Genomic DNA, 18,982 nt, shown 5'->3' with positions numbered 1-18,982 from the left:
ACGCCCCCATCAAACCAGGCGCCGCTCGAGGACCAGTGCGTCGGCGCCGTCGCGGAAGTACCGCTTGCGGCGGGCGATCTCGCGGAAGCCGGTGCCGGCGTAGAGGGCTCGCGCGGCGTCGTTCTCCTCACGGACCTCCAGCAGGATCCGCTCGGCGCCCTGCTGCCGTGCGTGGTCCGCGGCCGCACGGGTCAGCGCGACCCCGGCTCCGAGCCGGCGCGCCGCCGGGAGCACCGCGATCCGCTGCAGCTCGGCCACGTCGTCGACGACGCTGACGGCGGCGTACCCGACGAACGCGTCGCGGTGCTCGGCCACGAGGTAGGACAGGCCCGGCACCTGCCCGGTCACACCTTGCTCGGTCATCTCGCGGGACCACCACACGATCGCGAAGGAGTCGTTGTCGAGCGTCGCGATCGGCTCCACGTCGTCCGGGGTCGCGGGCCGGACCTCGATCGTCACGAGACCGGTTTGGGGGCGCGCGGGATCTCGGCGTCCGGCCGGCGCAGGTAGAGCGGCTCGGGGTCGATCAGCTCGACGTGCTCCCCGGCGACGGCCCGCGCCAGCCACCCGGCGCTCGGGCGCAGCGGCTGCCGGCCGTCGGGGTAGTGGTCGGGGTAGAGCGCTGCGCCCTCCCCGACGACCGGACCGGTCGAGGCGGCATCGGCCGGCCGCGAGACGGTGGGGCCCTCGAGCCGGGTGCCGCGCTCGTCGTACGACGCCAGGTAGACCTCGCGGCGGCGGGCGTCCGTGGCGACCAGGAAGGCGCCCCCGACCGCACCGACCGCACCGACTGCACCGACGGTGCCGGTGGCGACGGCCTCGACCGCGAGGACGTCGAGCGAGCAGGCGCCGTACACGGGGATGGAGAGCGCGTGCCCCAGGGTCCGGGCGGTCACCAGGCCGACCCGCAGCCCGGTGAACGGCCCGGGCCCCGCGCCGACGGCGACGGCGGTGACGTCGCGCGGCGCGAGGCCGGCCTGGGCGAGGGCGTCCCTCACCAGCGGCATCAGCTGCTCGCCGTGCCGCATGGCCGCGTCCGACACCAGCTCGGCGACCACGTCGGTGCCGTCGTGGACGGCTACGGTGACGGTCGGCGAGGAGGTGTCGAACGCGAGCAGCACGGGGCCGAGGCTATCGCCCGGCCCGGCGCCGCTCCCTCACTGCCAGGCCCGGACCCAGTCGACCACCAGGGGTGCCGAGCTCGGCGTCGCGGCCGTCGGGGCGTTCCACAGGTAGCCCCAGGCCTGGGTCATCACCAGCGAGAACGGCTTGTCGAACGGCTGCGAACCCGTCAGGTTGGTCGGGGTCCACGAGTGCGAGTAGCAGAGCTTGTCGTCGTAGTAGAACTTCATGACCGTCGGCGACCACTCCACGGCATAGGTGTGGAACGAGGTGGACCGCCCGGTCACCGGGCAGTTGTAGCCGGTGCTCAGCGCGGTGTTCTCGCCCGTGTAGTGCACCGACGGGTAGACGTTCGCCGGGCGAGCGCTGAACCACTCCGCGACGTCGATCTCCCCCGAGGCCGGCCACGGCCCGTAGGTGAGGGTCGGGGGGTACATCCACAGCGCCGAGTGCGCCCCGGGGGCACCGGCCATGTCGGGGAACTTCGCCCGGAACTCGAACCGGCCGTAGGCCTGCGAGAACTTGCCCCGGCTCGTCACGGTCGCCCCGGTCGACGTGGCGGAGAAGCCGCCCGTCGGGGTGGCGCACTTGAAGGCTGAGAGGTTGCGGCGGGCGTTGAGCACCAGGTCGCCGTCCTTGAGGAAGACGGTCTGGGCGTCGTCGACGTAGCAGTCCTTGTTGCCCGTGGTCATCCCGCTGTACGACGACTTCCCGATCGACCACTTGCTCGCGTCGAGCGTGGTCCCGTCGAACTCGTCGTTGAAGGTGCAGGACCAGAACGACCCGTCGCTCTTGGCGGGGCGGACGCCGCAGGCGTCGCTCGGCGGCGCGGCCGGCGTGGTCGGCGTGCTGGTGGGGTCCGTGGTCGGGTCCGTGGTTGGGTCCGAGGTGGGATCCGTGGTCGGGTCCGTCGGGTCCGTCGGGTCCGTGGTCGGCGGGGGGTCGGCGACCACCGGCTTCACGACGCGGACCGGGCTCGTGAGCCGGCCGGCGACCGCGCGCACCCGCCAGGTGCTGGACGGGCTCTTCGCCCGCACCCGGAAGTGACCACGGCGGTCGGCACGGGTGACGGCGATGCGTACCCAGCCGTGGTCCGTGCGGCGAGTGATCCGGACCTTGACGCCGGTGGGCGCCCTACCGGTGAAGACGGTCCCGTGCGTCTTGACCTTCGGCGTTGCGAGTGTCACCGCTTGAGCGGCCGTGGCTGGGACGGCGTCCGTCGGAACCAGCACCGTGGCGAGAAGACAAGCAATGACGACAGCGGCTCCGCGCATAGGCGAGGCCTCCCTCCGAACGTGCGATCCACACGCCGTCCGTGGGCGGCGCCGGGACAACGCCTTCTCGTTGTCCTCGGGGGAGGCATCGGCCGGAGGAGGGGGGTTCTTTCGGCAATCCCGGCAGGTCGGTGCGGGTGGGCCTGCCGGCACCACCCGAACGGGCTATGCGTCCGGACCTATCGGAGGTTGCGGGCCCAGTCGGGGAGGTCGACGTCGAGCCAGCGCGGACCGAGCGGGTCGATCTCGACCCGGCGCGGGTCGTGGTCGTCGCCGTCCGCGTCGTCCGCGGCGGCGCGATGGATGCGGATCTCCATCGGCGAGTCGGAGAGGCCCTCGGCGACGCCGGCACCCCACTCGACGACCGTCACGGCCTGGTCGAGGTCGGTGTCGAGGTCGAGGTCGTCGAGCTCGGCGGTCCCGTCCAGGCGGTAGGCGTCGACGTGGACCAGCGCGGGGCCGGTGCCGAGCGGCGGGTGCACCCGGGCGATGACGAAGGTGGGCGAGGTGACGTCGCCGCGGACGCCGAGCGCGGCCCCGAGGCCCTGGGTGAACGTGGTCTTGCCGGCGCCGAGGTCGCCGCTCAGCACCAGCACGTCGCCGGGGCGCACGACCGCGGCCACCCGCGCGGCCAGCGCCCGCATCGCGTCGGGGTCCGGCACGTCGACGACGACGGGGACCGGCCGCGCCAGCTCGACGTACGGCGGCCGGTGGGCGGTCTCGACGAAGCCCTGGCTCTGCCAGAACGCGATCGTCGCCGGCAGTTCCTCGCGCGCCTCGACCACGATCCGGGCGACGTCGAGCTCGCCGGCGGCGAGCAGGGCCTCGCGGACGAGCGCCCCGGCCACGCCCTGGCCACGCGCCGCCGGCGTCAGGCCGAACCGGCGCAGGTGCAGCGCGCCGGGCTCCAGCTGTTCGTCGAGGACGAGCGTGCCGACCGGGCGACCGTCGAGCTCGGCCACCAGGCCGCCGGCGCCCTGGAGCAGCCGGGACATCGACTCGGGGGTCTCGGCGAGCGCTGCCGTCGGCGGGTCCAGGGGCTCACGGTCCGCGAACGCCTCGCGGACGAGCGCGGCGACGATGTCCGCGCTGTCGGGGCCGACCCGTCGGACGACGAGCGTGGCGGTGTCGGTGGTCATCGGGCGGCGTGTCCCGTGGTGGCGGCGGTGATCAGCTGGTCGAGCTCGGCGTTGACGAGGTCGTGCCGCTCCAGCAGCACCATGTGGCCCGCGCCCTCGCACTCCAGGAGCCGCGAGCCGGGGATCCGGGAGTGGAGCTTGCGCGAGTGCCCGATCGAGGTGATCCGGTCGGCCGTGCCGCAGATGACCGACGTCGCGACCCGGCCGAGCGCCTCGACGTGGTCGAACTTGTCCAGGCCGGAGAAGTGGGGGAAGAAGTCCGCGACCACCTCGAACGGCGTGGCCGAGAGCATCCGGTCGACGAACTCGACGTAGCCCTGCGGGACCTCGTCGCCGAAGGCGAGCCGGTCGGTGGTCACGGTGGCGACGACCTTGCCGAGCCGTCGCGCGGTGTCGACGGCTCGGTGGCCGCGGTGCAGGGTGCGGATCGCGCCGCCGGCGAGCGGGCGGCTCAGCCGGGCCGGCAGCATCGGGAGCAGCATCCGGCTGGGGTCGAGCCCGCCGGCCGTCGTCGAGATCAGTCCGACGCCGACGACTTTGTCGCCGATCAGCTCGGGGTAGTTCTCGACGAGGGAGACGATCGACATGCCGCCCATCGAGTGCCCGACGAGGACGACCGGGCCGTCCGGCACGGCGACGTCGAGGACCGCCTTCAGGTCGTGGCCGAGCTGGTCGATCGTCGCGTGCTCGCGGTCGGACCGGCCGGAGCGGCCGTGCGAGCGCTGGTCGTAGTAGACCGTGCGGACCAGGTTGCGGTAGGCCGCGCGCTGGAAGTGCCAGCAGTCGAGGTTGAGGCAGAAGCCGTGGGCGAACACGACGGTGACGTCGGGCCGTGAGCTGCGGATCCGCTGGAGGAAGCGGCCGCCGCCCACTGCCTCGTCGACCTCGTCGACCTCGACGTGCAGCGGCACACCGTCGTCGGCCAGCACCGTGATGGGCGCCGAGCGGAGCGAGCCGAACGCGATCGACTCCCCCGCCCGCCGGCTGATCTGACGCTGCTGGCGCAGCAGGCTGACCGCCCCGCCGGCGGCGGCGATGCCGACCGCACCGGCGATCGAGCCGAGGATCCGGCGACGCGCGGTCACCGCTCGCTCCCCGCGTCGGTGTCGACGTGACGGCGGTGCATCCGACCTCCGATCCTCGTGACGATCTCGTAGTTGATGGTGCCGCACGCCTCGGCCCAGTCCTGGGCGGTGGGTACGCCGGCCGCGGGCGCACCGAACAGGACGACCTCGTCGCCGGTGGCCGGCCGGTCGCCGTCGAGGTCGACCACGAACTGGTCCATGCACACGCGGCCGCGGATCGGGCGCCGCTTGCCGCCGATGCCGACCTCGGCCCCGTGGTCCCGGCCCGAGGCGTGCCGCGGGATGCCGTCGCCGTACCCGGCGGGGACGAGACCGACCGTGGTCGCGTGGTCCGCGGTCCAGATGTGGCCGTAGGACACCGACGCGCCCGCGTCGAGGTCCTTGACCATCGCGAGCCGGGCCCTGGCGGTCATCGCGGGCGTCAGGCCGAGGTCGTGGGTGCGGCCGGGCGCCGGGTCGAGACCATAGATCGCGATCCCGCAGCGCACCGCGTCGAAGCGCGCCGACGGCCGCAGCACGGCAGCGGCGGAGTTGGCGAGGTGCCGCAGCTCGGGGCGCAGGCCGATCTCGTCGGCGAGGGCGAGGGCCTCGCGGAAGGCGGTCTCCTGCGCGTCGTTGGCGGGGTGCTCGGGCTCGTCGCTGCACGCGAAGTGCGACCAGAGGCCGGTGACCGTCCAGAGCCCGTCCCGCTCCCCGGCCCGGGCGTGCTCGAGGACCTCGCGCCAGGCGCTGCGCGGCGCGCCGCCGCGGGACAGCCCGGTGTCGAGCTTGACCTGCACCCGGGCCCGGCCGCCGCCCGTGGCACGGACCGCGGCGGCGATCTCGTCGAGCTCGGCGACGGAGTACGCCGTCACGTCGATGCCGGCCGCGATCGGCGCGACGTAGTCCTCGCCGGGCACCGCCAGCCAGCAGAGCACCCGCCCTGTGTCGCCTGCGGCCCGCAACGCCAGCGCCTCGTCGATCGTCGCCGTGGCGAGCCACTCGGCGCCGCCCTCGCGCGCGGCCCGGCCCGCCTCGACCATCCCGTGGCCGTAGCCGTCCGCCTTGACCACCGCGATCATCGCGACGCCGGTCAGCTCACGCAGCCGGCGCACGTTCCGCCGGATCGCCGCCAGGTCGACGACGATCTCGGCACGGGCCGGATCGGGCATGCCCTGATCCTTCCATCACCCGGGCGGCGAGGTGTGGAGGGTGCCGGCCACCGCCGGCAGCGCGCGAGCCACGTCACCCGCGACGATCGGGCCGTCCTGCGCGGCGAGGGTCGCCGCGGCGCCGTGCAGCCAGGCGCCCGCGGACGCGGCGTCGTACGGCGTCAGCCCGCCCGCGAGCAGCGCACCGATGACTCCCCCGAGCACGTCTCCCGCGCCCGCGGTGGCGAGCCAGGGCGTGCCCGTCCGGTTGACCCGGACCCGGCCGTCGGGGGCGGCCACCAGCGAGCGCCGGCCCTTGAGCAGGACGACCGCGTCGTAGCGCTCGGCGGCCGTGCGGGCGTGGTGCAGCGGGCGGTCCTCCACCTCGACGCGCTCGCAGCCGAGCATCGTGGCGAGCTCGCCGGCGTGCGGCGTGAGGACCACCGGTCGACCGTGCGCCAGGTCGACGTACGCGAGGGCGTCGGCGTCGACGACGAGGGGTACGTCGTCCGCGAGCGCCTCGCGCAGGGTGCCCTCGGCGCCGTCGGCGCTGCCGGACCCGACCACCCACGCCTGGACCCGGCCGGCACCGACGACCTCCGGGTGCTGCTCGTGGACGAGGTCGTGGACGTCCTGGTCGCCGACGTAGCGGACCATCCCCGCGAGCCCGCAGGCCGCCCCGGAGACGCTGAGCAGCCCGGCGCCGGGGTAGGTCGCGGAGCCGGCGCGGACGCCGACCACGCCGCGGGTGTACTTCTGCGCGTCCGGGTGGGGGCGCGGCAGCAGCGCCGCGACGTCCTCGGCCTGGAGGGCCTCGACGTCCGCGGGCGGCAGGTCCAGGCCGATGTCGACCAGCTGGACCACGCCGGCCGCCCCCGCCGCCGGGTCGACGAGGTGCGCCACCTTGTGGGTGCCGAACGTGACCGTGACGTCCGCGACCGCGTGCGGCTCCGGCGTCTCCCCCGTGTCGACGTCGACCCCCGACGGCGTGTCCACCGCGACCAGCGGCACCCCCGCCAGCCGGTCCAGCGCCGCGGCCGCCTCCTCCCGCAGCCCCGGCCGCCCCCCGATCCCCACGATCCCGTCCACCACCACGTCGAACCGTGGGTTCGAGCCCGTCGAACCGTCAGTTGGAGCACGTCGACCCGTCGGTTCGGTACGCCGTACGCGCCCTCCGGCGCCGCGGAGGGCAGCGACGCCGCCCTTGTGGGCGCTGTCCGACAGCAGCCACGCCTCGACGTACGCCCCGCGTCGCGCGAGCACCGCGCCGGCGTACAGCGCATCGCCGCCGTTGTCCCCCGACCCGACCAGCAGCACCACGCGCCGTCCGTACGCGCCCGCGAGGAAATCGACGACCGCGTAGGCCAACCCGTAGGCCGCCCGCTGCATCAGCGTCCCTGCCGGCACGCGCGCCATCAGCTCGGCCTCCGCTGCCCGCACCTGCTCGACCGTGTGCGCCTGGATCACGCCCCCCACGCTAGGGGCTCGAGCCGCCACAACTGACGGTTCGACCCGCCCCAAGTGAGGGTTCGACCCGCCCCAAGTGAGGGTTCGAGCCGCCACAACTGACGGTTCGACCCGCCCCAAGTGAGGGTTCGACCCGCCCCAAGTGAGGGTTCAACTCTCCAGGACGACGACGGCGGAGGCGATACCGGCGTCGTGGGAGAGGGAGAGGTGGGCGGAGCGTACGCCGAGGGCGTCGGCGGCCGCCTTGACGGTGCCGCGGAGGTCGAGGTGGGGGCGGCCGGAGTCCTCGGCGAGGATCTCGCAGTCGTGCCAGCGCATGCCGCGGGGGACGCCGAGGGCCTTGGCGACCGCCTCCTTCGCGGCGAACCGGGCGGCGAGGGAGGACACCGGGAGGTCGAGCTCGCCGCCGGTGAACAGCTTCGTGCGCAGCGCCGGGGTGCGCTCGAGCGCGGCGGCGAACCGGTCGATGTCGCACACATCGATGCCGACCCCCACGACCGCCATGCCGCTCCCCTACTCGACGGTGACGGACTTGGCGAGGTTGCGGGGCTGGTCGACGTCGTGCCCGAGCGCGGTCGCGAGCTCGCAGGCGAACAGCTGCAGCGGGACGATCGCGACGAGCGGCTGCAGCAGCACGGGGACCTGCGGGAGCCGGATCAGGCTGTCGGCGTAGGGCTCGATCGCGGTGTCGCCCTCCTCGACCAGGCAGATGGTCCGCGCGCCGCGGGCGCGGACCTCCTGGATGCCGCTCAGCATCTTGCCGTGCAGGCTGTCGCGGCCCCGCGGCGGTACGACGCACAGCACCGGCAGGCCCTCCTCCACCAGCGCGATCGGCCCGTGCTTGAGCTCGCCGGCGGCGAACCCCTCGGCGTGCAGGTAGGCGAGCTCCTTGAGCTTCAGCGCGCCCTCCAGCGCGACGGGGTAGCCGGCGTGCCGGCCCAGGAACAGCACCGACCGGGTGCCGACGTGCTCCCGCGCGAGCGCGTAGACCGCCTCGGCGCCCTCGAGCACCGTCTCGATGTGCTCGGGCATGCTCTCGAGCTGGTTCATGATCTCGTCGATCTCGTCGCCGAACCGGGTGCCCTTGACCTGGGCGACGTAGAGCGCCAGCAGGTAGCACGCGACCAGCTGGGTGAGGAAGCCCTTGGTCGAGGCCACACCGATCTCCGGTCCGGCGTGGGTGTAGATCACGGCGTCGGACTCGCGCGGGATCGATGACCCGTTGGTGTTGCAGATCGCGAGCACCTTGGCCCGCTGGGACCGGGCGTGCCGGATCGCCTGCAGCGTGTCGGCGGTCTCGCCGGACTGCGAGATGGCGACCACGAGCGTGCTGTTGTCGACGATCGGGTCGCGGTAGCGGAACTCCGAGGCGAGCTCGACCTCGACCGGCGTGCGGGTCCAGTGCTCGATCGCGTACTTCGCGACCATGCCGGCATAGAACGACGTGCCGCAGGCGATGATGATGATCTTGTCGAGCTCGCGGATCTCGTCGTCGTCGAGGCGCATCTCGTCGAGCTGCAGCAGCCCTCCGAGCCCGCGCCGGCCGATCAGCGAGTCGGCGACCGCGCGCGGCTGCTCGTAGATCTCCTTGCGCATGAACCAGTCGTGGCCGTCCTTCTCGGCCGCGGACAGGTCCCAGCTGACGTGGAAGCGCTCGGCCTCGACGGGGTTGCCGTGGAAGTCGGTGACGAGTACGTCGTCCCGCGTCATCACGACGATCTGGTCCTGGCCGAGCTCCAGCGCCTCGCGGGTGTGCTCGATGAACGCGGCGACGTCGGAGCCGAGGAAGTTCTCGCCGTCACCGAGGCCCACGACGAGCGGGGAGTTCCGGCGCGCGGCGACGACCGTGTCCGGGTCCTCGGCGTCGATGGCGACCAGCGTGAACGCGCCGTCCAGCTGCTGGCAGACACGCTGCATCGCGGTCGCCAGGTCGACGCCGGACGCGACCTGCAGCTCGACGAGGTGCGCGGCGATCTCGGTGTCGGTGTCGGAGAGGAAGACGTGGTCGTCGGCCTCGATCCGGGCCCGCAGCTCGGCGAAGTTCTCGATGATGCCGTTGTGCACCAGCGCAACCCGGCGGGCGCCGCCCGCGTGCGGGTGGGCGTTGGCGTCGTTGGGCGGCCCGTGCGTCGCCCACCGGGTGTGGCCGATGCCGATCGTGGCCGGGGGCAGCTCGTGCTCCACGAGCGCCTTCTCCAGGTTCGCCAGCTTCCCGGCGCGCTTGGCCATCGCCAGCCGACCGTCGTGCACGACGGCGATCCCGGCGGAGTCGTAGCCGCGGTACTCCAGCCGGCGCAGGCCCTCGATCACGACGTCCTGCGCGCGCTGGGGCCCGACGTACCCGACGATCCCGCACATGAGCGACCACTCTAATCGGACCGACGGGTGTCACCGGTCAGGCCCTACGGGGCGGACCTGACTGCCTGCTGTAACAATCGCGACCATGTCAGGCGGCCACGGCGACGAGTCCTCGCCGTACCTCGAGCTCGACCGCAGCACCTGGGCCGCGCTCGCCTCCGAGACGGAGAGCCCGCTGACCGAGGAGGAGGTACGCCGGATCCGGGGCCTGGGCGACCAGCTGGACCTCGACGAGGTGGTCTCGGTCTACCTCCCGCTCTCGCGCCTGCTCAGCCTGTACGTCGAGGCCGCGGGCCGGCTGCACCGGCGCCAGGAGGAGTTCCTGCACCGCCGCACCCCGCCGCGCACACCGTTCGTCATCGGGCTCGCCGGCTCGGTCGCCGTCGGGAAGTCGACGGCCGCCCGGCTGCTCCAGCAGATGCTCGCCCGCTGGCCGGAGCACCCGAACGTCGCGCTGGTGACCACCGACGGCTTCCTCTACCCCAACGCCGAGCTCGAGCGCCGCGGCCTGCTGCAGCGCAAGGGCTTCCCGGAGTCCTACGACCGACGCGCGCTGATGAAGTTCGTGGTCGACATCAAGTCGGGCAAGGAGGAGGTCGAGGCCCCGGTCTACTCCCACCTCATCTACGACGTGGTCCCCGACGAGAGGATCGTCGTGAAGAGCCCCGACATCCTGATCCTCGAGGGCCTCAACGTGCTCCAGCCGGCGCGCCAGCGCGGCGACGGGCGCACCAACCTCGGCCTGTCGGACTTCTTCGACTTCTCGATCTTCGTCGACGCGGCCGTCAACCACGTCCGCGACTGGTACGTCGACCGCTTCCTCAAGCTCCGCGAGACCGCCTTCCGCGACCCCGACTCCTACTTCGCGAAGTACGCCGCCCTCACCCACGACACCGCGGTCGACGAGGCCCGCCGGATCTGGGACACCATCAACGGCCCGAACCTCATCGAGAACGTGCTGCCCACCCGCGCCCGGGCCACGCTCGTGCTGCGCAAGGACGCCGACCACTCGGTGCGCTACGTGCGGCTGCGCAAGATCTGATCCGAGCGGCTACGGGCTCGGGGCGACGTCCTGCGGGGGCGACAGCTCGATCAGTCCCGACGCCAGCACCTCGTCGGTGGTGGGCCGCTCCGCACGCGGGAGGACGACCGTCACGCTGTAGGGCGCGTCCACGTAGGTCCAGGTGAGCTTGAAGTAACCCTCGTTGGTCCCGGCCCAGCGCAGGAGCCCGTCGCCGGCCCGGTCGCTGCCGCCGGTGCGGGCGTAGCTGCCGTCGGTCCAGGAGTCGGCATAGGACACCGCGGCGACGCTCGTGGTCCACTCCGAGTAGAAGATGGTCGCGCCCGCTCCGTCGTAGTCCGCGGTGCACCGCCAGCGCCGGAGCCGACCCGGCACCTCGGTCGCCTCCGACTGGGTGTCCTGGGCGCAGTCCTGGGCGGCCATGGAGGGGAACACCTGTTCCAGCGCCTCGGGTGGCCCACTGCTGGCCGGGGTGCTGGGGGTCGTCGGGGCGGTCGCGTCGCTCGTCGTGCTCGTCGTGCTCGACGGGCCGACCGGACCGGCGTCGGTGCCCGATCCCCCGCCCGAGGCCAGGGCGAGCCAGACCCCGGCGACGGCTCCGACCACGGCGACCGCGACCAGCGCGACGACGTACGCCGACCGTCGGCTCAAAGGGCCAGCCGCTCACGCACGACGGCGGCCAGGCCCTCGGCGACCGACGAGGCCCGCTCGGCGGTGGCGGCCTCGACCATCACCCGCACGAGCGGCTCGGTGCCGGACGGGCGCAGCAGCACGCGACCGGTGTCGCCGAGCTCGGTCTCGGCCTCGGCCACCGCGGCGAGCAGGACCTCGTCGTCGGTGCGGTCCTTGTCGACGCCGGGCACGTTCACGAGCACCTGCGGGAACCGGGTCATCACCGCGGCCAGGTCGCGCAGCGACGAGCCGGTGACCACCATCCGCTGCATCACGTGCAGCGCGGTCAGCAGGCCGTCGCCGGTCGTCGCGTGGTCGCGGAGGATCACGTGACCGGACTGCTCGCCGCCGAGGTTGTAGCCGCCCGAGCGCATGTCCTCGAGCACGTAGCGGTCGCCCACGCCGGTCTGCCGGACGGTCACCCCGCCGGCCTCCATGGCCCGGACCAGGCCGAGGTTGCTCATCACCGTCGCGACCAGGGTGCTCTCGACCAGCCGGCCGGTCTCGTTCATCGCCAGCGCGAGGACGGCCATGATCTGGTCGCCGTCGACGACCTCGCCGGTGTGGTCGACGGCGAGGCACCGGTCGGCGTCGCCGTCCACCGCGAAACCGGCGTCGGCGCCGTGCTCGAGCACGGCCTTGCGGAGCGGCTCGAGGTGGGTGGACCCGCAGCCGTCGTTGATGTTGAGCCCGTCGGGCTCGGCGCCGATCGCGACCACCTCGGCGCCCGCGTCGCGCAGCGCGCGGGGTCCGACGACGCTGGCCGCGCCGTGCGCGCAGTCGAGGACGACCTTGAGGCCCGTCAGCGGCTTGTCGAGGGTCGAGACCAGGTGGGCGGCGTACTCCGCCACCGTCGGCCCGTACGGCGTCACGCGCCCCACCGCCGCACCCGTGGGCCGCTCCCAGTCACGCCCGATGTGGTCCTCGATCTCGCGCTCCAGCGCGTCGTCGAGCTTGACCCCGCCGCGGGCGAGGAACTTGATGCCGTTGTCCGGCATCGGGTTGTGGGAGGCGCTGATGACCACGCCGACGTCGGCGCCGAGCGCGTCGGTGAAGTAGGCGACCCCCGGGGTCGGCAGCACCCGCAGCCGGAGCACGTCCACCCCGGCGGAGGCGAGCCCCGCGACGACCGCGTGCTCGAGGAACTGACCCGAGATCCGGGTGTCCCGGCCGACGACCGCCAGCGGACGCTCGCGGCCCTCGCCGTACTCCTCGTGCTCGACGAGGACCCGGGCGGCAGCAACGCCGAGGTCCAGGGCCAGCTCCCCGGTCAGCTGACCGTTCGCCAGGCCCCGGACCCCGTCGGTGCCGAAGATGCGCGTCATGCGCAGCGCGTCAGCGCTTGCTGTACTGCGGCGCCTTACGGGCCTTCTTGAGACCGGCCTTCTTACGCTCGGTCGCACGGGCGTCGCGCGTGAGCAGGCCGGCCTTCTTCAGCGCCGGACGGTTGGCGTCGATGTCGATCGCGTTGAGCGCACGGGCCACACCGAGGCGCAGCGCGCCGGCCTGGCCGGTGATGCCGCCGCCGTGGATGCGGGCGATCACGTCGAAGCGGCCCTGCAGGCCGAGCGTCGTGAACGGCTCGTTGACGACCTGCTGGTGCAGCTTGTTCGGGAAGTAGTCCTCGATGGTGCGACCGTTGATGGTCCAGGTGCCGTCACCCGGGACGATCCGCACGCGCGCCACGGCCTCCTTGCGGCGGCCGGTGGCCGCGCCGGGGGCGATCGTCGCGGGACGGGCGTCGGCGGCCTGAGCCCCGTCGGTCTCGCTGGTGTAGGCGAGGCCCTGCTCGTCGGTCTCGTAGGTCTCCTCGACCTCGGTGGTGTTCTCAGCCACGGTGTTCCTCAAAGTCCTGTCGTCGCTCGTCGATGCGTCACTGGGAGATCTGGGTGATCTCGAAGGGGATGGCCTGCTGGGCCTGGTGCGGGTGCGTGGGGCCGTTGTAGACCTTCAGCTTCTTGATCATCTGCCGGCCGAGGCGGTTCTTCGGCAGCATGCCCCACACGGCCTTCTCGATCGCCTTGCGGGCGTCCTTGTCGAGGACCTCGCCGATCGGGGTGGCGGTCAGGCCGCCCGGGTAGCCGGAGTGGCGGTAGACGAGCTTGTTGGTGCGCTTGTTGCCGCTGAGCGCGACCTTCTCCGCGTTCACGACGATGACGTAGTCACCGGTGTCGGCGTTCGGGGCGAACATCGGCTTGTGCTTGCCGCGCAGCAGGTTCGCGGTGGTGACCGCGAGACGACCGAGCACGACGTCGGTCGCGTCGATCACGAGCCACTGGCGCGAGATGTCGCCAGGCTTCGGGGCGTACGTACGCATGGAGGAGTCCACACTTTCGTTCGTGTCTGACACGACGGAGGACTCCCCGTCGCGGCGTCTTCTGACGAACACTGCCCTTCTCTTCTGAGGAGGGACTGCCCCCGCGAGCGGGAGCGGCAGGAGACGCGATCGACAAGACTACGGCGCGCGGGCCGCAGGGGTCCAATTCGCAGACACCGCCTACCCGGTCCTAGCAGGGTGAGACTACGGTGCAAGGCGTGACTGATTCCCTCACCGTACGCGACAACCGCACCGGCGCGGAGTACGACGTACCGATCAACGACGGCGCCATCAAGGCCGCGGACATCGGGAAGATCAAGGCGGACGAGAACGGTCCCGGCCTTGCCGTCTACGACCCCGGCTTCGTGAACACGGCCTCGTGCCGAAGCTCCGTCACCTACATCGACGGGGAGGCCGGGATCCTGGAGTACCGCGGCTACCCGATCGAGCAGCTGGCCGAGGACTCGACGTTCCTCGAGGTCGCCTACCTGCTCATCCACGGTGACCTCCCCACCCGCGAGCAGTACGAGGCGTGGGTGCACGAGATCACCTACCACACCTACGTGCACGAGAACGTCAAGGACTTCATGCACGGGTTCCGCTACGACGCGCACCCCATGGGGATGCTGATGGCGTCGGTCGGGGCCCTCTCGACGTTCTACCCCGAGTCGCGCAACATCGCCGACGAGGAGAACCGGCACATCCAGATCGTCCGGATGATCGCGAAGATGCCGACCCTCGGCGCGTGGTCGTTCCGCCACGCCCAGGGCAAGCCGTACATCTACCCGGACAACGAGCTCAGCTACACCGAGAACTTCCTCTCGATGCTGTTCAAGATGAGCGAGCATCGCTACGACGCCGACCCGCGCATCGCGAAGGCGCTCGACGTGCTGTTCATCCTGCACGCCGACCACGAGCAGAACTGCTCGACCAACGCGGTCCGGTCCGTCGGCTCCTCGCAGGTCGACCCCTACTCCGCGGTCGCGTCCGGCATCGGCGCCCTCTTCGGCCCGCTGCACGGCGGCGCCAACGAGGCCGTGCTCAAGATGCTGCGGCGGATCGGCTCGACCGACAACATCCCTGCCTTCATCGACGGCGTGAAGAACGGCGACGAGCGGCTGATGGGCTTCGGTCACCGGGTCTACAAGAACTACGACCCGCGCGAAGATCATCAAGAAGGCCTGCGACGACGTCTTCGAGGTGACGGGCGTCAACCCGCTGCTGCAGGTCGCCCAGGAGCTGGAGAAGATCGCGCTCGAGGACGAGTACTTCGTCAAGCGCAAGCTCTACCCCAACGTCGACTTCTACTCCGGCCTGATCTACGAGGCGCTCGAGTTCCCGCCCGAGATGTTCACGGTCCTCTTCGCGATCGGCCGCACCCCCGGGTGGCTGGCCCAGTGGTCGGAGCTGGTCCAGGACAAGGAGCAGAAGATCGCCCGGCCCAAGCAGATCTACACCGGTGACCGGACCCTCGAGTTCGTCCACCGCGAGAAGCGCTGGGCCTGACCCGGCCCCCTCCGCGCAGCACGCGCCGTACGACGCCCGCTACCCCGTGGTGACCTTGTCCCCCGGGCTGGCGGGCGTCGTCGTGTCCACGGCCGCGGCGTGCTCGACCTCGAGCAGCGACTGGGCGTGCCGGGCCCTCTCGAAGGCCTCGTGGCCGCCGCGGATGCCGAACAGCCTCTTGGACCACAGCAGGTAGGCGACGGCGGCGAGGTTGACGACGAGCGCGGCGAGCTTCAGGACGGTGAATCCCTCGACCAGCTCGTAGATCTCGACGGGCACGAAGACCGAGGTCCCGACGACGGCGACGTACTCGCCCCAGCGGCGCATCAGCCAGAGGCCGGTGGCCTCGGTCAGCTGCAGCACGGCGTACGCGAGGACGCCGAGGCAGACCCAGATCAGCGTGCTGTGCTGCAGGGAGAGCGCCTTCTCGATGAGCATCACGGGGCCGCTGTGCTCCACGTCGACGTGCGCGCGGTCGCCGATCGGGCGCAGCAGCGGGAGGTACTCGTCGAAGGTGCGCTTGAGCGCGACCCGGGACCCGTCGAACTTGTAGATGCCGTAGGCCAGCAGCAGGAGGAAGAGCCCGCGGATGCCGCGCTCAACGGCCAGCAGCCGGAGGATCGCCGCGTCCTTGAGCGCGTTGCCGCGCAGCACGAGCGGTGCGTCGTCGGCCGGGCCGGACCCGGCCGGCGGCCCGAGGACGAAGGTCTCGCAGCGCAGGCACCGCCAGGCCTCCCCGACGTCGGTCTGCGTGTGCAGGCGCTCGGCGAGCGCGGGCTCGTCGGGGCGGTAGGTCACGTGCCCGTGGAGGCCGCAGGAGCGCAGGTTCCAGTCGAAGGCGCGGAAGGGGCTGAGTCGCACGCGGGCCAGTCTGCCCGCGACGCGCGCTCCGCGCGTCGTTGTGTGGATCTGTGACCTGCGACACAATCGCGCGGGTGAGCACCGCGACCGACCCCCTGCAGACCTCCTGGCCGCCCGCGACGCCGCCGGAGCCGACGTACGTCGAGGACCGGCTCAACTACTGGGCGGAGGCAACGCCGGACGCCGAGGCCATCACCTACCTCGGCCGGACCTGGACCTGGGCCCAGTGGCACGAGCGGGTCCACCGCGCGGCCGGCGGGCTCCGCGACCTCGGCATCGGCCGCGGCGACGTCGTCGCGTTCCTCGACAAGAACCACCCGGCCTGCGTGGAGATCAGCCTCGCCGCCGCGTCGATCGGAGCGGCGAACGCCATCGTCAACTGGCGGATGGCGGGCGAGGAGGTCGACTACGTCCTCAACGACTCCGGCGCGCAGGTCCTGTTCGTCGGCACCGAGCTGCTCCCCACGATCGAGGCGATCCGCGACCGACTGCCGAACGTCCGCGAGGTGATCGCGGTGACGCCGGAGGGCGCGGAGGGTGACGAGTACGAGGCCTTCCTGCAGGCCTCGACGCCCTGCGACGACGGGCCCGACGTGCTCGAGGACGACGTGTGCCTCGTCCTCTACTCCTCCGGCACGACCGGCCGGCCGAAGGGGGTCATGCTGACCCACCGCAACATGGTCGCCCACACCGTGAACGCCCATGACGGCTGGGGATTCGGGCCTGGCGACAAGTCGATGGTCGCGATGCCGCTGTTCCACGTGGGCGGATCGTCCTACGTGCTGTTCGGCATCCACGACGGCGTCCCCAGCGTGATGACGCGGGACCCCGACGGCGCGTCGCTGGCCGGCGCGATCCTGGCCGGCGCCAACTGCACGTTCCTGGTGCCGGCGGTGCTCGCCCAGGTGCTGCAGGCCGGACCGGACGCGGTGCAGCTGTTCGGCGCGCTGAAGACCTACACCTACGGCGCCTCGCCCATGCCCCCGCCGCTGCTGCGCGCCGCGATGGAGGCCTGGCCGGAGACCGACTTCATCCAGGTCTACGGCCTGACCGAGGTCGCCGGCGTCGCCACCCACCTGATGCCCGACGAGCACCGCAGTGCCGAGCCCGACGGGCGCCCGGAGCGCCTGCTGTCGGCCGGCCGCGCGATCCCGGGGATGGAGATCCGGGTGGTCGACTCCAGCACCGGCCAGGACCTGCCCACCGGGGAGGCCGGCGAGATCTGGCTGCGGTCGCCGCAGGTGATGGCCGGCTACCTCAACCGGCCCGAGGACACCGCGGAGGTGATGGCCGAGGACGGCTGGTTCCGGACCGGCGACATCGGGCACCTCGACGAGGAGGGCTACCTCTTCGTCTCCGACCGGCTCAAGGACATGATCATCACCGGGGGCGAGAACGTCTACAGCCCCGAGGTCGAGCGGGTGCTGTCCGAGCACCCCGCGGTGCTCGAGGTGGCCGTGGTCGGCGTACCGGACGACACGTGGGGCGAGCAGGTCAAGGCGTTCGTCGCACTGAAGGAGGACGCCACGCCTCCCCTGCCCGGCGAGGCCGAGCTGATCGAGTGGTGCCGCGAGCGGCTGGCGCACTACAAGTGCCCCAAGTCCGTCGACCTCGTGCCCGCGCTGCCCCGCAACCCCACGGGGAAGATTCTCAAGCGCGAGCTGCGCTCGCCCTACTGGGACCACCGCGAACGACAGGTCTGAAAGCAACTCCTCAATCGGCTCTCAGCCACGTCATAGGTAGGGCGGCCACCCTGGTCGCATGAGCACGAGCTTCCCGCCTCCGAGCACGCCACCGTTCGGACCCCCGCCGTCGCAGCCTCCCCACTCCTCGCTGCTTCCGCCGCCCCCGCCGCGCAGGCCGCAGCGCGCCCGGTTCGCGGCCCTGGTGCTCTCCGGTGCGCTGCTCGTGGGCGGCGCTGCGGGTGCGGGCGGCGCCGCCCTCGTGAACGCGGCGTCGGACGACGACACGTCCTCCGCCGGCGGCTCGTCGTCCTCGCCCCTCACGGTGGCGAACGACACCTCCAGCCCGTCGGGCTCGACGGCACCCACCGGGAGCGTGGAGAAGGTGGCGGCCGCCGTGCTGCCCTCCGTCGTCGAGCTCGACGTCAGCGGCGGCAACCAGGCCGGCAGCGGGTCGGGCGTGATCCTGACCGACGACGGGCTGATCCTCACCAACAACCACGTCGTCACGCTGGACAGCTCGGTCCCGGCCGACCAGTCGACGGTCACGGTGTCGTTCAACGACGGCACGCACACCACCGGCAAGGTCGTCGGCACCGACCCGCTCACCGACACCGCGCTGGTGCAGGCCCAGGACGTGAGCGGGCTGAAGCCGATCACGATCGGCAAGTCGCAGAGCCTCGCCGTCGGCGAGCAGGTCGTGGCGATCGGCTCGCCGTACGGCCTGGACTCGACGGTCACCAGCGGCATCGTAAGCGCGCTGAACCGCCCGGTCGACGTCGGCCGCGACTCGCAGAACAACGTGACGGCCTACCCGGCCATCCAGACCGATGCGGCGATCAACCCGGGCAACAGCGGCGGCGCGCTGGTCGACATGGACGGCCACCTGGTCGGCATCAACGCCTCGATCCAGACCGCCGGCAGCTCGATGGGCGGCCAGGGCGGCTCGATCGGTCTCGGCTTCGCCATCCCGATCGACGAGATCCGGCCGATCATCGACGAGCTGCGCAACGGCGACACCCCGACGCACGCCCGCCTGGGGATCGAGGTCAGCGACGCGGCGGACACCAGCGGCGCGCAGATCTCCGAGGGCGCGAAGATCGAGTCGATCAGCAACGGCTCGGCGGCCGGGGCCGCCGGCCTCCAGGAGGGCGACGTGATCACCGGCATCGACGACCAGCCGATCACCAGCTCCGACGGCCTGGTCGCGACGGTGCGGTCCTACCGCCCGGGCGAGACCGTCAAGGTCACCTACGAGCGCGACGGGTCCGAGCACACCACGGACCTGAAGCTCGACTCGGACGCGGTCGCGAGCAACTCCTGACCCACCGACTCGCCGGGTCGGCAG

At 72.3% G+C, this 18,982-nt stretch carries 17 protein-coding genes and 1 pseudogene; 4 read left to right on the top strand and 14 right to left on the bottom strand.

The genetic code is table 11. The features are described from left to right. Positions 1-9 precede the first annotated feature (9 nt). From rimI to glmS, 9 genes are all read right to left on the bottom strand, one after another. Entirely contained in the window at positions 10-459 is a 450-nt protein-coding gene (gene rimI / locus ABD709_RS09400) for a ribosomal protein S18-alanine N-acetyltransferase (RefSeq protein ID WP_344774636.1), read from the bottom strand. Beyond that, positions 456-1,121 carry a tRNA (adenosine(37)-N6)-threonylcarbamoyltransferase complex dimerization subunit type 1 TsaB gene (gene tsaB, locus ABD709_RS09395; protein WP_344774634.1) on the bottom strand — a complete coding sequence of 222 codons (666 nt, stop codon included), beginning with the start codon at positions 1,119-1,121 and terminating at the stop codon, positions 456-458. The genes rimI and tsaB overlap by 4 nt, the downstream gene beginning before the upstream one ends. Positions 1,122-1,157: 36 nt before the next feature. Then, positions 1,158-2,309, bottom strand: coding sequence for a glycoside hydrolase family 16 protein (locus ABD709_RS09390; protein ID WP_344774632.1), 1,152 nt, complete (start codon positions 2,307-2,309; stop codon positions 1,158-1,160). 266 nt (positions 2,310-2,575) lie between these two features. Continuing rightward, a complete protein-coding gene (tsaE, locus tag ABD709_RS09385) occupies positions 2,576-3,535 on the bottom strand; it encodes a tRNA (adenosine(37)-N6)-threonylcarbamoyltransferase complex ATPase subunit type 1 TsaE (RefSeq protein ID WP_344774630.1) in 960 nt (319 codons plus the stop codon). Then, positions 3,532-4,620 carry an alpha/beta fold hydrolase gene (locus ABD709_RS09380; protein WP_344774628.1) on the bottom strand — a complete coding sequence of 363 codons (1,089 nt, stop codon included), beginning with the start codon at positions 4,618-4,620 and terminating at the stop codon, positions 3,532-3,534. Before ABD709_RS09380 ends, tsaE begins: the two co-directional genes overlap by 4 nt. After that, positions 4,617-5,771 carry an alanine racemase gene (gene alr, locus ABD709_RS09375; RefSeq protein WP_344774626.1) on the bottom strand — a complete coding sequence of 385 codons (1,155 nt, stop codon included), beginning with the start codon at positions 5,769-5,771 and terminating at the stop codon, positions 4,617-4,619. The genes ABD709_RS09380 and alr overlap by 4 nt, the downstream gene beginning before the upstream one ends. A gap of 15 nt (positions 5,772-5,786) precedes the next feature. Continuing rightward, positions 5,787-7,217 carry an NAD(P)H-hydrate dehydratase gene (locus tag ABD709_RS09370; protein ID WP_344774624.1) on the bottom strand — a complete coding sequence of 477 codons (1,431 nt, stop codon included), beginning with the start codon at positions 7,215-7,217 and terminating at the stop codon, positions 5,787-5,789. Positions 7,218-7,367: 150 nt separating this feature from the next. After that, complete coding sequence (locus tag ABD709_RS09365; protein ID WP_344774622.1) at positions 7,368-7,721, bottom strand: holo-ACP synthase; 354 nt, start codon at positions 7,719-7,721, stop codon at positions 7,368-7,370. 9 nt (positions 7,722-7,730) lie between these two features. Next, entirely contained in the window at positions 7,731-9,575 is a 1,845-nt protein-coding gene (gene glmS / locus ABD709_RS09360; RefSeq protein ID WP_344774620.1) for a glutamine--fructose-6-phosphate transaminase (isomerizing), read from the bottom strand. 85 nt (positions 9,576-9,660) lie between these two features. On the opposite strand from glmS, the gene coaA reads away from it, so the two are divergent. Next, a complete protein-coding gene (gene coaA, locus ABD709_RS09355; RefSeq protein WP_344774618.1) occupies positions 9,661-10,617 on the top strand; it encodes a type I pantothenate kinase in 957 nt (318 codons plus the stop codon). A gap of 9 nt (positions 10,618-10,626) precedes the next feature. On the opposite strand, the gene ABD709_RS09350 is transcribed toward coaA, so the two are convergent. The 4 genes from ABD709_RS09350 to rplM are packed head-to-tail and all read right to left on the bottom strand — an operon-like array spanning position 10,627 to position 13,585. Beyond that, on the bottom strand, positions 10,627-11,247 hold the full coding sequence (locus tag ABD709_RS09350) for a hypothetical protein (RefSeq protein WP_344774616.1): 621 nt from the start codon (positions 11,245-11,247) through the stop codon (positions 10,627-10,629). After that, positions 11,244-12,593 (bottom strand): phosphoglucosamine mutase, encoded by a 1,350-nt coding sequence (glmM, locus tag ABD709_RS09345; RefSeq protein WP_344774614.1) that lies wholly within the window; start codon positions 12,591-12,593, stop codon positions 11,244-11,246. Before glmM ends, ABD709_RS09350 begins: the two co-directional genes overlap by 4 nt. Positions 12,594-12,603: 10 nt before the next feature. Continuing rightward, positions 12,604-13,116 carry a 30S ribosomal protein S9 gene (rpsI, locus tag ABD709_RS09340; RefSeq protein ID WP_425575089.1) on the bottom strand — a complete coding sequence of 171 codons (513 nt, stop codon included), beginning with the start codon at positions 13,114-13,116 and terminating at the stop codon, positions 12,604-12,606. A 25-nt stretch (positions 13,117-13,141) separates the two neighbouring features. Then, the gene (gene rplM, locus ABD709_RS09335) at positions 13,142-13,585 is read right to left on the bottom strand and encodes a 50S ribosomal protein L13 (protein WP_344774610.1); all 444 of its coding nucleotides are present in this window, start codon (positions 13,583-13,585) and stop codon (positions 13,142-13,144) included. Between the two features lie 209 nt (positions 13,586-13,794). On the opposite strand from rplM, the pseudogene ABD709_RS09330 reads away from it, so the two are divergent. Then, positions 13,795-15,091 (top strand): annotated as a pseudogene (locus ABD709_RS09330) (citrate synthase). Positions 15,092-15,130: 39 nt separating this feature from the next. Here ABD709_RS09330 and ABD709_RS09325 read toward each other — a convergent pair. After that, positions 15,131-15,952 carry a DUF2127 domain-containing protein gene (locus ABD709_RS09325; RefSeq protein ID WP_344774608.1) on the bottom strand — a complete coding sequence of 274 codons (822 nt, stop codon included), beginning with the start codon at positions 15,950-15,952 and terminating at the stop codon, positions 15,131-15,133. Positions 15,953-16,026: 74 nt separating this feature from the next. On the opposite strand from ABD709_RS09325, the gene ABD709_RS09320 reads away from it, so the two are divergent. Then, positions 16,027-17,655, top strand: a complete 1,629-nt coding sequence (locus ABD709_RS09320; RefSeq protein WP_344774606.1) for a long-chain-fatty-acid--CoA ligase — start codon at positions 16,027-16,029, stop codon at positions 17,653-17,655. Positions 17,656-17,713: 58 nt separating this feature from the next. Then, the gene (locus tag ABD709_RS09315) at positions 17,714-18,958 is read left to right on the top strand and encodes a S1C family serine protease (RefSeq protein ID WP_344774604.1); all 1,245 of its coding nucleotides are present in this window, start codon (positions 17,714-17,716) and stop codon (positions 18,956-18,958) included. Positions 18,959-18,982 lie beyond the last annotated feature (24 nt).

Source organism: Nocardioides panacisoli (genome assembly GCF_039537325.1).
Classification (GTDB): domain Bacteria; phylum Actinomycetota; class Actinomycetes; order Propionibacteriales; family Nocardioidaceae; genus Nocardioides; species Nocardioides panacisoli.
Note: the sequence above shows the minus strand (reverse complement) of the source record. Positions and strands in the feature narration are given on the sequence as shown.

Excerpts from the sequence above, each read along its gene's own strand:
- tsaE (WP_344774630.1), bottom strand. The coding sequence starts at position 3,535 with ATGACCACCGACACCGCCACGCTCGTCGTCCGACGGGTCGGCCCCGAC.
- ABD709_RS09315 (WP_344774604.1), top strand. The coding sequence starts at position 17,714 with ATGAGCACGAGCTTCCCGCCTCCGAGCACGCCACCGTTCGGACCCCCG.
- rplM (WP_344774610.1), bottom strand. The coding sequence starts at position 13,585 with ATGCGTACGTACGCCCCGAAGCCTGGCGACATCTCGCGCCAGTGGCTC.
- coaA (WP_344774618.1), top strand. The coding sequence starts at position 9,661 with ATGTCAGGCGGCCACGGCGACGAGTCCTCGCCGTACCTCGAGCTCGAC.
- glmM (WP_344774614.1), bottom strand. The coding sequence starts at position 12,593 with ATGACGCGCATCTTCGGCACCGACGGGGTCCGGGGCCTGGCGAACGGT.
- glmS (WP_344774620.1), bottom strand. The coding sequence starts at position 9,575 with ATGTGCGGGATCGTCGGGTACGTCGGGCCCCAGCGCGCGCAGGACGTC.
- ABD709_RS09365 (WP_344774622.1), bottom strand. The coding sequence starts at position 7,721 with ATGGCGGTCGTGGGGGTCGGCATCGATGTGTGCGACATCGACCGGTTC.
- alr (WP_344774626.1), bottom strand. The coding sequence starts at position 5,771 with ATGCCCGATCCGGCCCGTGCCGAGATCGTCGTCGACCTGGCGGCGATC.